A 15,116-nucleotide genomic window follows, 5' to 3' on the forward strand; every position below is an offset into this window, starting at 1 on the left:
TTAACCTCTCTTTACGAAACACTTCTGTGGGCAAGCTTCACTAGCAGCTTCAAGCTCAGAAGTATCCTTTGAGTAATCTATTTTTGAAAGGAAGTTTTCAACTGTACAGCCAGATGCAGGGAACTTGTTTTGACAAATCTTACAACCGATACAACCAACTTGGCAGTTCTTCTTAACCTTTGCTCCCATTTCATGGTTATTACAAGCAACAACCATCTTTGCTGATGCAGGTATCATCTTAATAACACCTGTAGGACATACAGTTGTACATTTCTTACAGCCAATGCACTTTTCAGGATCTACCTTGATCATATTTTTATCATCACGATAGATAGCATCTGCTGGACAAACACTCATACAGGAGCCAAGGTGGATACATCCCTCTTTACAGCCATTAGGTCCACCCTGAACGATAAATGCAGCGGCACAATCCTTAATGCCTCTATATTCAAAGTCCTGCTTAGTTACTTCACTATTTCCATTACAGTGTACAAAGGCTACCATTCTTTCCTTGCTCTCTACGCTTACGCCCATGATCTCACCCATCTTTGCAGCAAGGGCATTACCACCAGGAGAACAAAGTCCGATTTCAGCTTCACCAGCACATACTGCAGCAGCATATCCAGAGCAGCCTGCATATCCACATCCACCACAGTTAGCACCTGGCATAATAGCTTCCATCTTAACAAGCTTTTCATCCTTCTCAACAGCTAGCTTTTTATCAGCAATTGCAAGGCCTAAGCCAAGTAAAAGGCCGAGAATAGAAATTACTAAAATTGCAGAAATGATTCCCATATTCCCCTCCTTATACTAAATGTAGGTTTGTGATAAGAGACTTATCAAAAGCCATGAAGGCAAGAGCCATGAGACCTGCAGAAATAAATGCTATAGGAATACCCTTATAGGATTTTCTAACAGGAGTAAGCTCAAGCTTCTCTCTAATGTTACTCATTAATACAATTGCAAGAGTAAAGCCAAGTCCAGCTGCTAAACCCGCAAAGAAGCTCTCAAGTAGGTTGTAGCCATTATCGATATTTATAATAGCGATACCAAGTACAGCACAGTTAGTTGTAATTAAAGGAAGGAAGATACCAAGAGCCTTATATAAGGATGGACTCATCTTTCTAACAACCATCTCTACAAGCTGTACTAGAGCAGCGATTACAAGGATAAATGCTACAGTCTTAAGATACTCAAGTCCAAATGGAACGAGAAGAAATAGAAGACCATATAGCATACTACAGATGCAACAGCTGTAACGAAGGTAACAGCCATACCCATACCTAATGCAGATTCACTATTCTTTGAAACTCCGATGAAAGGACAAAGACCCATGAACTGAACTAAGATAAAGTTCTGTACAAAAACATAGGTAATAATTATTCCAATATAGCTCATATCAACCTCTCTTTGCCTTTCTATCACCCATCCAATTAAAGAGTGCTTTTAGATATCCCATTACTAAAAGAGCACCGGCAGCAAGTGTCATAACTCTAATTGGAGAATCCTTAAGTCCTGGGATAGAAATAATTACTCTTGCACTTTCACTAAGGTTAATTAGTGTGATCTGTCCTGCACCAAGAATCTCTCTTATTGCAGCAATTAAAATAAGTGAGAGTGTAAAACCAACACCCATTCCGATTGCATCAAGAGCAGAATCAAGGACAGTATTCTTGTTTGCAAAGGCCTCTGCACGGCCAAGGATGATACAGTTTACTACGATGAGTGGTAGGTACACACCGAGAGCTGAGTAAACAGCTGGAACATATGCATGCATTACCATCTCAACGATAGTAACGAATGATGCAATAATTACGATATAAGAAGGTATTCTAATAGAATCAGGAATTACTTTTCTAAGCAGTGAGATGATAATATTTGAACAAAGAAGAACAAATATTACACCTGCTCCCATACCAATAGCATTAAAAACTTGAGTTGTAACACCTAAGGTAGGGCACATACCAAGCATGATGATAAATACCGGATTTTCCTTAAAGATACCTTTAGTGAGTTCTTTGGTATGTGACATCATTTACCTCCTAGACTCTTAACATATTCAGAGCCATTTTTAAGTGCTCCAGACACACCGGTGAAAGTAACCGTTGCGCCAGATACCAATGAAGGATCAGCAAGATCATTTTTAGATGTAGGAATAGGAGCTGTTGCGCCAAAGCCAACAAACTGAGCCATGTACCAGCTTTCCTCACTCTTCTTTCCAAGTCCTGGTGTTTCGCTATTTGCCATCATCTTAGCACCAATAAGCTCACCATCGGTCTTATAGGAAGCAACAAGAGTAATAGGTCCACCATAACCATTACTTGTAAGCTCGAGTACGTAACCCTTAATCTCTTTATTCTCTACAAGAGTAATAACGTAATTAACATTACCATCCCCTTCTCTCTTTTCTCCAAGATCATAGCCGCCACTAATATCCATAAGAGCAGCACTTGTTTCCTTGAGAGCATTGGCAGCAATTTGAGGAGCAGTTACAGCATTTACTACAGCAAGTAAAGCTGCAGCAACTGCACAGATAGCGAAAAGGATCAATGCGATTTTAAGATACTGTTTCATCTTTTCTTCTCCTTTGCAGCCTTAACAAAGCCAAACTTCTTAGGCTTTATATATCTGTCGATAGTTGGAGTTACGATATTCATCAAAATTATTGCAAGGGATGTACCCTCTGGGAGTGAGCCAAAATATCTAAATAGGAAGGTAAAGAAGCCACAGCCGATTGCAAATATTACTTGACCCAATGTAGTTGTTGGAGTTGTTACCCAGTCAGTAGCCATAAAGAAGGCACCAAGCATTAAGCCACCAGTAAAGATTGGAGTTAAGATCTCACCATGGAATAAGCCATTACCAGCAGGAATACCACCAAAGATAAATGAGAGTATAGCAAAGGAGCCGATATAAACTACTGGGATATGCCATGTAATAACTCCAGCTGAAATTAAGAAGATACCACCAACAATGAGTAATAGTGCAGATACCTCACCAATACATCCACCCTGGTTACCAAGGAATGCATCGATTGTATATGGAGAAATTCCTGTCTTAGCGCTAAAGTCTGCTGCATATTGAGTAACTGGTACATTTACTGAAGAAAGTACACTTTCCATATTACCCTTTGCACCACCAACTAGAGCTGTCTTATTAGCTGAGAGCATTGTTGCACTAGAAACTGTATCAACACTTGAGTTCTCAACGATGAATGCTGAAATCTCGCTAGAAAGAACACTATTAATTAAATCATGGAGGTTATCATTAATCTTCTCAGGAAGCTCAAATTCATAGTAGGTTGCACCAGCAAAGTGCTTTGCACCACCTAAAATATCTGGGTATTTAGCAATAACACTATCTGCCCAAGCAGCCATCTGATCTGTTGTGATAGAGCCTGTTGGGTAATCAACTGTGATGTACTTATTTGCAATAGAGGTTGCACCAGAGAAATCTCCAGCCTTGTATTCAACACCAGTAATCTTTGTAGCACTAGATACTGCATCAACTAATACAACCTCCTTCTTCATTAGGGAGCCAAGCTCACCCTGGAAGAATGCTACAAAGCCATCATGATATGCATCATTAAGCTTAGCTGGGAATACAAATTCAATATTCTTTTCATTAAAGAAATATGTGACACCCTTAAATAGAGCTGGGTTATTATCAATAATATTATCTGCCCATGCGCTCATCTCAGATTGACTAATTTCAGAAGTGTTGTAGTCAACTGTAATATATTTATTTGCTATTGCAATTGAACCACCATATCCACTAGAAGCGAAGGTTTGCTTTGTTGCACTAGATACTGCATCTACAGCATTCTTCTTAATTAGCTTAGAAAGCTCCTTCTCAATGATGCTATTAACAATTTCATGGTAGTCATTACCAAGAGTATCATAAAGCTCAAGCTTAACATAATCATTTAATATGATAGAAGAAACACCCTCAAAGAAGATTGGATAATCTTCCTCTAAGGTAGCAACAAATTCATTAATCATATCATTTGAAAGAATCTGAGTAGGATAAGTAATTGTTATGTACTTATCTGTAATTGAGGAAGTAGCCTCGTAGCCAGATTGCTCAAATGAAAGATCTGTTGTCTTTGTAGCACTACTTGTTGCATCAACGCTTCCATTAACAAAGCTATTAAGCTGCTGCTTAATAAAGCTTCTATAGGTATCGTGAAGGTTCTGAGGTAGAGCATCATAAAGCTCAATCTCATAGTAGCCTCTACCAGCAAAGTGTGTTGCACCCTCAAAGAGCTCTGGATAGGAATCAATAAGGTTAGCTGTGAATTCCTTAAGCTCACTCTCGCCCATTCCTTCAGGATAGTCGATAGTAATATATTGATTTGTGATAGAAATCTTACCACCAAAGCCATTATCACCCTCAGAAGAAATAGTTGCAGAGGAAACTGCATCAACCTCCTCTTCTGAGCCACCACCAATTAAATTAGTAAGCTCAGCTTTTAATACAGAGCTATACATCTCATGGAGGTTATCATTTAGCTTATTAGGAAGAGCAAATTCATATCCACCACCCTTAGCAGCAAAGTGAGTTGCACCCTCAAAGAGCTCAGGGTATTTAGCTATTACACTATCTGCCCAAGCAGCCATAGCCTCTTGGTCAAACTTATCAGGATAAGTTACAGTAATGAAACGATTTGCAATAGTGATAGAACCATCAAAGCCATCAGCTCTGAACTTAGTTCCAGAAACCTTTGTAGCAGCTGATACACTATCAACAGCAATATTATCGATGTAATTTGCAAGCTCTGTTCTGATAATAGAAATTAAACCAACATGATAAAGATCATTTATCTTACTTGGAGCTTCAAATTCAAGAATTCCATTACTATTAAAGAAGTAGCTGTAACCATTAAAAATAGTAGGATATTTAGCAATAACTGCATCAGCCCAGGATGAGATATCACTCTGAGTAAAGCCCTCAGGGAAATCAACCTGGATGAATTTATTAGCAATTATAACCATTCCACCCTTTCCATTGCTTTCTGCAGTTGTTAAGGTTGCGGCAGAAACAGAATCAGCTGGAGCCTCAATAGTAGCTACCTCACGTCCTGGAAGAACATAATTTGTCTCAAGTGCATGTGGGAGAGCAAATGTACTCATCAAGGTAGTAAAGCTAAAGAATACAAAGACACGACCAGCTAATGCAGGGTTCATCCAGTTACAGCCAAGACCACCAAAGGTCCACTTTACAACAGCAATAGCAAATACACTTGCAATTATAGGAACATAAAATGGAACAGTTGATGGCATGTTCATACCAATTAATAAGCCAGTTACTAAGGCTGAACCATCACTAATAGTTTTCTCTTTATTAATAAGGCCCAATAAAAACTCTGTTAAAACACATGAGATAATTGAGACTAGTAATACGAGTAAGGCTCTAAGACCAAAGGAATATACACCCCAAGCAGCAGCTGGTAATAAAGCTGCACTTACAAGTAGCATACTCTTTTGAATAGAGTTATTTGTATGAATATGAGGACTTACGGAAACGGTTTTCACTATTTTTTTCTCCCAAGCTTCTTACCAAGCTTAAAGCCCTGTACTAATGGTAGATGTGCTGGACAGATATATGCACAGCAGCCACACTCCTTACAGTCCATAAGACCTAAGTCCATAGCTACCTGGTAATTCTTGAACTTGATATTTCTAAACATTTTATTTGGCATTAATCCCATTGGACAGTGCTGTACACATTTTCCACAGGAAACACAAACACCTGTATCTAGCTTAACAGGTAATAAAGCTAATAATCCGGAGGAGCCCTTAATCATAGGAGTATCCTCATCAGAGAAGGCAAAGCCCATCATAGGACCACCACTAACTAGTTCACCAATCTCTTGAGTGTTATAGCCACCACAGTAGGAAATTAAATCAGAGGCCTTAGTACCTATTGGAGCAAGAATGTTCTTTGGTGTAGTAATAGCTTCACCACTTACAGTGATAACACGCTCAATTAATGGCTTATGGAATACAGCTGCTTCATAGATTGCATATGCAGTACCTAGGTTACAAACTACAGCACCAATATCGATAGGAAGCTTTCCGGAAGGAACCTCTCTATTTATTGTTGCCTTTAAGAGCTGCTTTTCATCACCCTGAGGATATTTCATCTTTAATGGCATAACATTAATATTATAGTTTTTGCTCTTAATTAAATCCTCAAGATGTTTTACTGCATCCATCTTATTACTTTCAATACCGATGATAATCTTCTTAGGACTTAGGATTTTATTTAAAACCATTATTCCTTCAAGGACACCTTCGGCTCTTTCCATCATTACTCTATAATCGGCAGTAAGGTATGGTTCACACTCAACGCCATTAATGACAAGAGCATCAACACTCTTACCTGTAGGGATATTAAGCTTTACATTAGTAGGGAATGTAGCACCACCCATACCAACAATACCCATAGCCTTTACTAAAGAGAGTAATTCATCCTTTTCCTGCTCCATCCAATTATACTTTTGCTGGAACATCTCTGGCTGAATCTCATTAGGCTTGATTACAACAGCATCAGCAACAGCACCACTCGCAAGACGTACTTTTCTTACTTCTGATACAACTCCTGACACAGGAGAATGAACATCTGCAGAGATAAAAGAAGAAGCTTCACCTATCTTTTCACCCTTTTCAACTGTATCGCCTTTCTTTTTTAAACACTGTGCAGGAGCACCAAGGTGTTGAGACATCGAAACAATTAACTCAGAAGGGAGAGGAAGAACCTCAATAGCTGAATTTTTTGCTAGTTCTTTTTTATCAGCAGGATGAACACCACCTTTTTTAAACGTGGAATAACGACCCATGCTTTATACTCCTTATTTATTATTTTCCAAAATCGTATTCTAGCATTAAATTTTAAATGCGTACACATGAATTAATTAAACAAATCGTCTCTTTTACAAACAAAATAAATCGCTGAAAGCTAATTAAAAATTATATTTATTTGACTAACGGATAATTGGTTTTTATAATTTTCCACATGAATAGAGTCTTTAAGTTTGCATTCTCACATTTAAATGGAATAAAGGTCTTTGCCTTAGTTGGTCGTTCAGGAACAGGCAAAAGCCACCATAGCAAGCTTTTAGCTCAAAAATACCATATAGATTTAATTATTGATGATGGCTTATTAATTAGAGGAGATAAAATCCTCGCTGGAAGATCTGCAAAAAGAGACCCTAATTTCATCACAGCAGTAAGAACAGCTGTATTTGATGAGGAGCAGCATAGAGAAGAGGTTCAAGCTGCACTACTCAAGGAAAAATATAAAAAAATATTAATAATCGGTACTAGCGAAAAGATGATTAATAAAATTATTAATCGTTTAGAGCTTCCTCCTGTTACTAGAGTATTTCATATAGAGGAAATAGCAACTCAGGAAGAGATCGAAACTGCAATGAGGATAAGATTTACAGAGGGTAAGCATGTAATTCCTGTGCCATCAATTGAGATAACAAGATCATATCCTCAAATAGTGTACGATAGTATCAAGGTATTTTTTGGTAAAAAGGTTCCTTTTAAAAAGGAAAAGGGATTTGAAAAAACAATTGTAAGGCCAGAATTTTCTCGTCCAGATAAGGATTCTTTAAATGAAGTTACCTTAAACCAAATGGTAAAGCACTGTATCGATGAATATGATAAGGTTATTAAGGTTAAAAAGGTAAGATTAAATCAAAATAAAAATATGAGCTACAACCTTAATATTACACTCCAGGTGCCACTAAGACACTATATCGGACAATCGATGAGTGAATTGCAATCCTACATTGCAGATTGTATAGAAAAATATGGTGGTATTAGAATTGAAGGTGTTTCAATAGAAATTGAAGAATGGGGTTAAAAACCACATTCTTCACATATCATGTGCTTCAGCAGCACTATTTGCAGCAACCTCTTGCGTCTTAGCTTGAGGTGTTACCTTTTTCTTTGGTTTCTTTGTCTGAGTTCGATTATTTTTAAGGTTCTTCTTTCTTTGAGCTGACTTCTTTCTATTCTTATGACCCAAGAACTCTAAAATTAGCTCAGCAGCCCTTTCTATCTCATAGTTTGGAGGAGTAAGAGGTGCTAACAAAACCTTTATCTGTCTAAAAACCTCTCTTCTTAGCTCATCATATGAATGATGTACCTCTGGGAGCACTATAACAGAGCGAGATAAATAGCTAATCATCTCAGAGACTTGAATATCCTTTAAGCCAGCGTGTCTCGCCTCCTTTATTCTTTGATCTAATTCCTTTAGGTCATTAATAAAGCTATAATACTTAATGTAAAGAGACATACAAGGAGCTATTAATGGTAATAGTTTATATTTTGCTAGCTCCAATACTATAGAAGCAGAGTATCCAGATGATAGTATCTTCATAAACTCATCTGTTAATCTAGAGGTAGATACACCACTAATAGCACTATGGAATCTAAAGATTGCTAGCTTAACACCTAAGCTTAAGGAAAAGCCTGTAGTACACTCATACTTTATTGCTCTTACCATCCTTACAGGATCCTCCTTAAAGGAGTAGGAAAGAGGAATAAGAGAACGAATTCTTTTTTTCTTAAAGTCCTCTAAGGAATTATTAAAATCAATTAGGTGTCCATCTTGAGGATTATAATATAAGCTATTTATAGAGTAGTCTCTTCTATGAGAATCCTGCTCCATAGTACCAAATATATTATTATTACCCTCTTCAAAGTTCTCTTCATCACTTCTAAATGTGGTAACCTCAATAATTTTATTATTAAAGAAGATGTGCACAATTTTAAAGCGTCTACCTATAATTCTAGAGTTCCAAAATAATCTTTGAATCTGCTTTGGAGAAGCACTTGTAGCAATATCGAAATCCTTTGGAGCTTTTCCTAGCATTAAATCTCTAATAGCACCACCTACAATATATGCTTTTTCTCCATTTGCCTGGATACGTCTAATTACCCAAAGAGCATCCTTATCTATTTGGGAGTTACAAATTGGGTGTTCATTTTGTGTATATACTTTAGCTACAGGGATATTTCTTCCCTTACTATCTGTCTTATAACGAGTAAACATCACGCGTATTCTACAATCAGTGTAAAAAAATGACAAGAATAAAAAAAGGGACCATTGATAGGTCCCGAGGAGGTGTCGATCGGATTCGAACCGATGAAAGACGGTTTTGCAGACCGTTCCCTTAGGCCACTTGGGTACAACACCTAACTTATGACACTACTCTACCAAAAAATTAATTTCTGTTCAAGTAGCATTTCATGCCCTTTGACATTACATACTCATTTAATTCAAAATAAAGCTGAGGGGCGGAAAATGAAAAGACTTATTTTGTTAGCTTTTATCACTATCATCACATTATTACCAATTGTAGCAGACGATAGCTTAGATAATAGAACCTATTCATATTCTAATATCACATCAGGCTATGGTGCTTTTATTACAAAGGATGGAGTCATTAATAGTATTGATTTAGGCTTTTCCTTTAATTTTGCAACTATGGATGATTCAAACAAGCTAGGTATTGGTCTTGGTACACGCTGTGATGTGCTATTTGGTGTTGGAAATAAAAATAAATCTTATATAGGCTCAAATGTTTTATTTGGACCATTTTTTCACTACAATCTCGATAGCAATATTTCATTAAATCTTACTGTAGGACCAATATTCAATTTCTATTTCTTAGAGGATTTAAAGAATGAGCAAATTACTATCGGCCCAGCTATAGATTGCTTTGCAACCTTTACACCATCCTCTTTTCAAAATATTTCATTTAGTGTAGGAGCTCTTGCTGCTGCAAACTTTAGCTTACAAAACCAGGCTACAGCATTTTCTATAATTCCATATGTATCAATTAATATGAATTTTCTAAAAAGCAATTTCATGCCATACCCATATGAAATATTAGTAATTTTCTAAAAATATAGATATATTATTAAATACCTATATATTTTAGGAGGAAAAATGAAAAAGATTTTAATTATTCTAATTATTTCATTAGTATTTGTACTACCTGTAATGGCAGATGATTTTGATGATGATTTTGACTTCTACTCTTATTCAAGTGTTAATACAGGCTATGGAGCTATTATTCAAGATGGAAAACTAATTAACACTATTGATGTAGGCTTTTCATACAACTTTGCAAGTATGAATGACTTTAGGACATTAGGTATTGGCCTGGGCTCACGCTTTGACGCACTATTTGGAGTTGGAAATAAAACACCAAAGAACTATATTAATTGTAGCTTCTTGTTGGGTCCATTCTTCCATATCGTTATAAATAGAGCTATAGCATTAAATTTAACAGCTGGTCCTTTATTTGGTTTTTATAAGGATGGAAATACTAGAGATGATGAGCACTTTACTATTGGACCTGCTATCGATGCTTCAATAACATTAACACCACAATCATTTAATAGTATCTCATTTAGCTTCGGTACTCTTGCAGCAGTAAACTTTGGTTTTGCTTCAGAACCTGTAATGTATTCTGTTGTCCCATATGTCTCATTTAATATGGTTTTCTCAAATTCATATATACCATATAACTCTTTGATAATTTATTAATTTACTAGAGAGGGTGCTTTAAAAGGCACCCTCTACTTTTATTCATTATTATTTAGTATCCAAGAAGCAACATCTATAAGCTTTTTAAATTTGTAATCACAAGGAAGATATGCATAGCTCTTTGTTCTTTTAAATACAAGACCATGCTCCGCCTTTTCTGCAGAATAAAAGCCAAGACCAATACGTGGGTTATCAAAGCTTGAGTAGCCATTACCATATACAACTACTCTACTCTCTCCTGGAGGAATAGTATTTGTTATAGGTGATGAGAAGGCTCCATGATGATTCATCTGGCCAAAGCCAGTAGTAAGAGAGAATACTTGAGGAGTTCCTCCCTCATAAAGAGCCCAAGGAGAATCCATTCTTCCAAGGTAGTTAAATGCAATATCGATTAATGGGAACTTTATATATTCCTGAGGTAAATCACTATTTAAGCTAGGGAAGAAAGAACAATATAAAAGCTGCTGACGAGGGTTTATTATTGTTACCCATCCTAAATCACAATCCTTCTTTAGCTCCCCTATTATGTAGTCATAGGAGCTTGTTGGACCAGGTACATAGGACATATCGATATTTTGTCCTCGAATACTTGGACAATGCTTTAAATCAGAAAAGTGAATTCCACTCTTTAATCTATTAAAAGCAACCTCTCTTAAATTAGGAGGATATGCAGTAAACTCTGCAGCAGAGGTTGAGATTAAGGAGCCAGACTCTAAGAGAGGTGGGCTAACCATAGAGTGAATTGAAAGATTATACTCTAAAGGAACCTCATCTGTATTAGTAAGCTTTAAATATGTATATAAAACAGGATCACTTGGGAGCATAAAATCAATCTTTGAAATGTGATAGCGATTATTCTCCTCTCGTGATTTCATCTCAGATAGACGCCATACACCACCATATGTGCTCTCACTTCCATATCGTCTGAGCATCCAATAGGAATTACTAGTTAATATATGGTCCTCATCTGAGGAAGGGAATGAAATATAAATACCACCTGCTGTATATGTTCTCTGCTTACTCTTATACCAATCGATATTTTCATCAGATAGAACCCCTGCTCCTATACCTCTAAAGTAAGGAATAGAGAGGGCATTAACTCTTCCGCCTTGAACATTTGTACAGCTCAGCTCTATAGTAATCTCGCCTTGATCTTCTATAACTGCTCTTACTGCTTCATTACTCATTATTGTAGCATTTCTAGAAGCCCATAGGGGCATACGGCGAATATCCATTTTCAAAACTCCCTTTTCAACTTATACTGTATTACATGGTGTATTTTTTTTAAAGGAGTTTTCATGATTACTATAAAAAACAATATGTTCCATTTGGCAACAGAGAATACTAGCTACATTTTTTATATAAATGAAAGTGGTATTGCAGAGCATCTATACTACGGAAAACGATTAAAAAATCCTGAATATGATATTGATGCCTTAAGAGAAAAGCGGTTAACACCAAGAGTAAACGAAACTTCTTTAAGCCCAACAGATACAACTCTTCAGCTAAATAACTTGATGAGTGAATTTTCTACCGAGGATAAGGGTGATTACCGTACTCCATCAATTGCTATTAGCTATGGAAAGAAGAAATTAAGAACCCTAGATTTAAGATTTAAAAGCTTTAGCCAGTTCCAAGGTATTGAAAGAATGAAATCACCACTCTTCCAAGCTATTGGAATTGATCAAAAAAGCTATGGCATCTCCCTTGAGTTTGTTGATAGTGTTGCAGGTGTAAAGGCACTATTTTATTACACTCTATTTGATGATAGTGATGTAATTGCAAGAAGAACTGTAATTGAAAATATTGGTAGCGAGACCTTAATTTTAAGGAGCATTTACTCTCTCCAGCTAGATCTTCCAGAGCATAACTACGATTTAATTACCTTAAATGGAGCTCAGCTACGTGAAAGACACCCTATTAGTAGACCTCTTGAGCAGGGAATAATTATTAATGAAACAAGGAAGGGAGCATCTTCATCTGAGAGTAATCCTGCTATCTTCCTAAAGCATCGTGGAAATGATGAATGCTACATGACTAACTTAATTTATTCTGGCTCTCATAGAGAGGTAGCAGAGGTTAATCAATTTGGTAAAACTCATATTTTAACAGGTATAAATGATTCAACCTTTGAAGCAGAATTAGAGCCAGCATCTGCCTTTGAGTCTCCTGAAGCTATCATGCTTTATTCTCAATTTGGTTTAAATGATTTAAAGAACAAGATGCATTATTTTGTTAGAGAGCATATTCAAAGAGGGGTTTGGAAAAATCGCTTACGCCCTGTTTCCTTCAATACCTGGGAAGCTCTTCACTTTAACTTCGATGAGCATGGAATTATCAAGCAAATTAAAGAGGCTGCAGAATTAGGCTTTGAGCTATTTGTACTCGATGATGGCTGGTTCTCAGTAAGAAATGATGGAACTACCTCACTTGGAGACTGGACAGTTAATACTTTAAAAATTCCAAGTGGTATTTCACAAATTTCTAAGGAGTGCCATAGAAGAGGAATGCTCTTTGGACTATGGTTTGAGCCAGAGATGGTTAGCCTAGACACTAAGATATTAAAAGCTCATCCAGATTGGCTCCTAGGGGACCCTGCTAGAAAAACACATGCAGTACAAAGAAACCAATACTTTTTAGATATCACTAGAGAGGATGTTCAGGATTATCTATTAAATACAATTAAGCTTCTAATTCAAAATGGAAGCATAGACCACATAAAGTGGGATATGAATCGCCACCTAAGTGATATTTTCTCAGTTAATCCTGAGATAAGAAATATGGGAGAGTATCAGCATAGATATATACTTGCATTAAATAGAATGCAACGTATATTAACATCTGCATTTCCTAATCTTTCTATTGAAAACTGTGCATCAGGTGGAGCACGCTTTGATCTAGGTATGCTTACAACTGGAACTACAATTTGGACAAGTGATTCCACAGATGGAGTCGAAAGACTAAAGATAATGGAAGGAACTACAATGGCTTACCCATTAAGTGTATGTGGAACCTGTGTTTCTCCTTCTCCAAACTATGCAACCTTTAGAGCTATCGATCTTGAAACTCGTTTTGATGTAGCATTCTTTGGAGTACTTAGCTACTCTCTAGACCTAGTAAAGCTTTCAAAGGCAGAGAAGGAAGCTATTAAAAAACAGATAGAGTTCTATAAGCAATATAGACAGGTAGTTCAATTTGGTATCTTCAGCTGTGAGGAAAAGAATGGTATCACATATTTTACTGCAGCTTCTCCAGATAGAACTACAATCCTTGTTCTTTATATGCAAACACTTTTAACCTCAAATTGCTTTGATGATATTCTTAGAGTCCCTCTTGCATCAGAGAACTATGTATATAGAGTTACTAGGCGTGATGACAATGCTCCAATTTGGGATATCGGAGGAGATGTTAGAGGCTATAAGAAGGAAGAGGAAGCCTATGAGGTATCAGGTGACACATTAAAGTGGGCAGGAATTAAACTCTCAACAAGATATTCAGGCTCAGGCTACCAAACAGGTATGAGAGTAATGCCTGATTTCTCATCTAGACTTTATATTATTAAAAAGCTTTAAGGATTAATATAATGAATAATATAGTTGTTGCAGGAGGTGGTGTTTTTGGAACAGCCATCTCTGAACGTTTAGCTTGGAACCCAAATAATAATGTTATTATCCACTCCGTTGAGGAAGATGTTGTAAAATCAATAAATGAGGAGCATAAGAACAAAAAGTACTTCCCTACTCGTTTTTTAAATCGCTCTATAAAAGCAACCTTAGATAACCAGGTCTTTGATGATGCAGATGAGATCTTTCTCGTAATCCCATCAAAGGCAATAGTACCATTTTCAAAGGAAATAAAGAAATTTATAACTAAAAAGGATCCACTTGTAATTAATCTAGCAAAGGGTATGAGCGATGATGGTGCGTTTATCACAGAGAAAATTCCATTTAAAAGAACTGCTAGTATGAAGGGACCTTCCTTCGCAATTGAAGTATTAAATGGCTTTCCTACAGCCTTCACCTTTGGAGGCTCAGAGTCAGATTATGATTTAGTAAAGAATAATCTATTTAATAATACAGGCTTAACACTTGACCATACAAATGACATTAGAGCAGTAGAGCTTGCATCTATTTTAAAGAATATGTATGCAATAGCAATCGGTCTTGTTTCAGGTAGATACAACAGTCCAAATGTTGACTTCTTAGTTTATACTAAGGCTGTCAATGAGATTAGAGAATTATTAAAAATCTATAATTGTGATGAAAGCGTAATATTCAGGTACTGTGGTATTGGAGACTTAGGACTTACAGGCTTAAATGATTTGTCTAGAAATAGAACCTTTGGAATGCTAATTGGTAAGGGCTTTGGCCATGAAAATGGAGAAAGTGCAACTGTAATTGAGGGATATAGAACTATAAAGCTATTTGGTGAAATGACTCGTGATAGACACCTAGAAGATAAATTTCCTCTTGTACAGGCACTTTATAAATTGATGTATCAAGGCTCTTCTCTAAATGAATATTTAATTACAGCACTTTCATAAT

The 15,116-nt window shown here is 36.5% G+C and carries 14 protein-coding genes and 1 tRNA gene; 5 read left to right on the forward strand and 10 right to left on the reverse strand.

Annotated elements, in window-relative coordinates:
- The 7 genes from FYJ80_RS02725 to rsxC are packed head-to-tail and all read right to left on the reverse strand — an operon-like array spanning position 1 to position 6,841.
- The gene (locus tag FYJ80_RS02725) at positions 1-795 is read right to left on the reverse strand and encodes an RnfABCDGE type electron transport complex subunit B (protein ID WP_154424592.1); all 795 of its coding nucleotides are present in this window, start codon (positions 793-795) and stop codon (positions 1-3) included.
- A 10-nt stretch (positions 796-805) separates the two neighbouring features.
- Entirely contained in the window at positions 806-1,237 is a 432-nt protein-coding gene (locus tag FYJ80_RS02730) for an electron transport complex protein RnfA (RefSeq protein ID WP_235899573.1), read from the reverse strand.
- Positions 1,177-1,398 carry an Rnf-Nqr domain containing protein gene (locus FYJ80_RS12365; protein WP_235899574.1) on the reverse strand — a complete coding sequence of 74 codons (222 nt, stop codon included), beginning with the start codon at positions 1,396-1,398 and terminating at the stop codon, positions 1,177-1,179. Before FYJ80_RS12365 ends, FYJ80_RS02730 begins: the two co-directional genes overlap by 61 nt.
- Position 1,399: 1 nt before the next feature.
- Positions 1,400-2,032, reverse strand: a complete 633-nt coding sequence (rsxE, locus tag FYJ80_RS02735) for an electron transport complex subunit RsxE (protein ID WP_154424593.1) — start codon at positions 2,030-2,032, stop codon at positions 1,400-1,402.
- Positions 2,032-2,574, reverse strand: a complete 543-nt coding sequence (locus tag FYJ80_RS02740) for an FMN-binding protein (protein ID WP_154424594.1) — start codon at positions 2,572-2,574, stop codon at positions 2,032-2,034. The genes rsxE and FYJ80_RS02740 overlap by 1 nt, the downstream gene beginning before the upstream one ends.
- On the reverse strand, positions 2,571-5,534 hold the full coding sequence (locus tag FYJ80_RS12140; protein WP_328596713.1) for an RnfABCDGE type electron transport complex subunit D: 2,964 nt from the start codon (positions 5,532-5,534) through the stop codon (positions 2,571-2,573). The genes FYJ80_RS02740 and FYJ80_RS12140 overlap by 4 nt, the downstream gene beginning before the upstream one ends.
- A complete protein-coding gene (gene rsxC / locus FYJ80_RS02755) occupies positions 5,534-6,841 on the reverse strand; it encodes an electron transport complex subunit RsxC (protein ID WP_154424595.1) in 1,308 nt (435 codons plus the stop codon). The genes FYJ80_RS12140 and rsxC overlap by 1 nt, the downstream gene beginning before the upstream one ends.
- Positions 6,842-7,008: 167 nt before the next feature.
- Here rsxC and FYJ80_RS02760 point away from each other — a divergent pair, with 167 nt between their 5' ends.
- Positions 7,009-7,875, forward strand: a complete 867-nt coding sequence (locus tag FYJ80_RS02760; protein WP_407711874.1) for a hypothetical protein — start codon at positions 7,009-7,011, stop codon at positions 7,873-7,875.
- Between the two features lie 12 nt (positions 7,876-7,887).
- On the opposite strand, the gene FYJ80_RS02765 is transcribed toward FYJ80_RS02760, so the two are convergent.
- A complete protein-coding gene (locus FYJ80_RS02765) occupies positions 7,888-9,069 on the reverse strand; it encodes a poly(A) polymerase (protein WP_154424597.1) in 1,182 nt (393 codons plus the stop codon).
- Positions 9,070-9,139: 70 nt separating this feature from the next.
- Positions 9,140-9,213: transfer RNA gene (locus FYJ80_RS02770), tRNA-Cys, on the reverse strand.
- Between the two features lie 108 nt (positions 9,214-9,321).
- Here FYJ80_RS02770 and FYJ80_RS02775 point away from each other — a divergent pair.
- Together FYJ80_RS02775 and FYJ80_RS02780 are read left to right on the forward strand one after the other, a co-directional pair.
- On the forward strand, positions 9,322-9,924 hold the full coding sequence (locus tag FYJ80_RS02775) for a hypothetical protein (protein WP_154424598.1): 603 nt from the start codon (positions 9,322-9,324) through the stop codon (positions 9,922-9,924).
- A gap of 45 nt (positions 9,925-9,969) precedes the next feature.
- Entirely contained in the window at positions 9,970-10,572 is a 603-nt protein-coding gene (locus FYJ80_RS02780; protein ID WP_154424599.1) for a hypothetical protein, read from the forward strand.
- A gap of 38 nt (positions 10,573-10,610) precedes the next feature.
- Here FYJ80_RS02780 and FYJ80_RS02785 read toward each other — a convergent pair whose 3' ends face one another.
- Positions 10,611-11,807: a hypothetical protein gene (locus tag FYJ80_RS02785; RefSeq protein WP_154424600.1), complete on the reverse strand. Its 1,197-nt coding sequence runs from the start codon at positions 11,805-11,807 to the stop codon at positions 10,611-10,613.
- Positions 11,808-11,870: 63 nt separating this feature from the next.
- Between FYJ80_RS02785 and FYJ80_RS02790 the strand changes: the two genes are divergently transcribed.
- Entirely contained in the window at positions 11,871-14,144 is a 2,274-nt protein-coding gene (locus FYJ80_RS02790) for an alpha-galactosidase (protein WP_154424601.1), read from the forward strand.
- A gap of 11 nt (positions 14,145-14,155) precedes the next feature.
- Positions 14,156-15,115, forward strand: coding sequence for an NAD(P)H-dependent glycerol-3-phosphate dehydrogenase (locus FYJ80_RS02795; protein ID WP_154424602.1), 960 nt, complete (start codon positions 14,156-14,158; stop codon positions 15,113-15,115).
- The last annotated feature ends 1 nt before the right edge of the window (position 15,116 follow it).

The organism is Bullifex porci (assembly GCF_009695635.1).
Lineage (GTDB): Bacteria > Spirochaetota > Spirochaetia > Sphaerochaetales > Sphaerochaetaceae > Bullifex > Bullifex porci.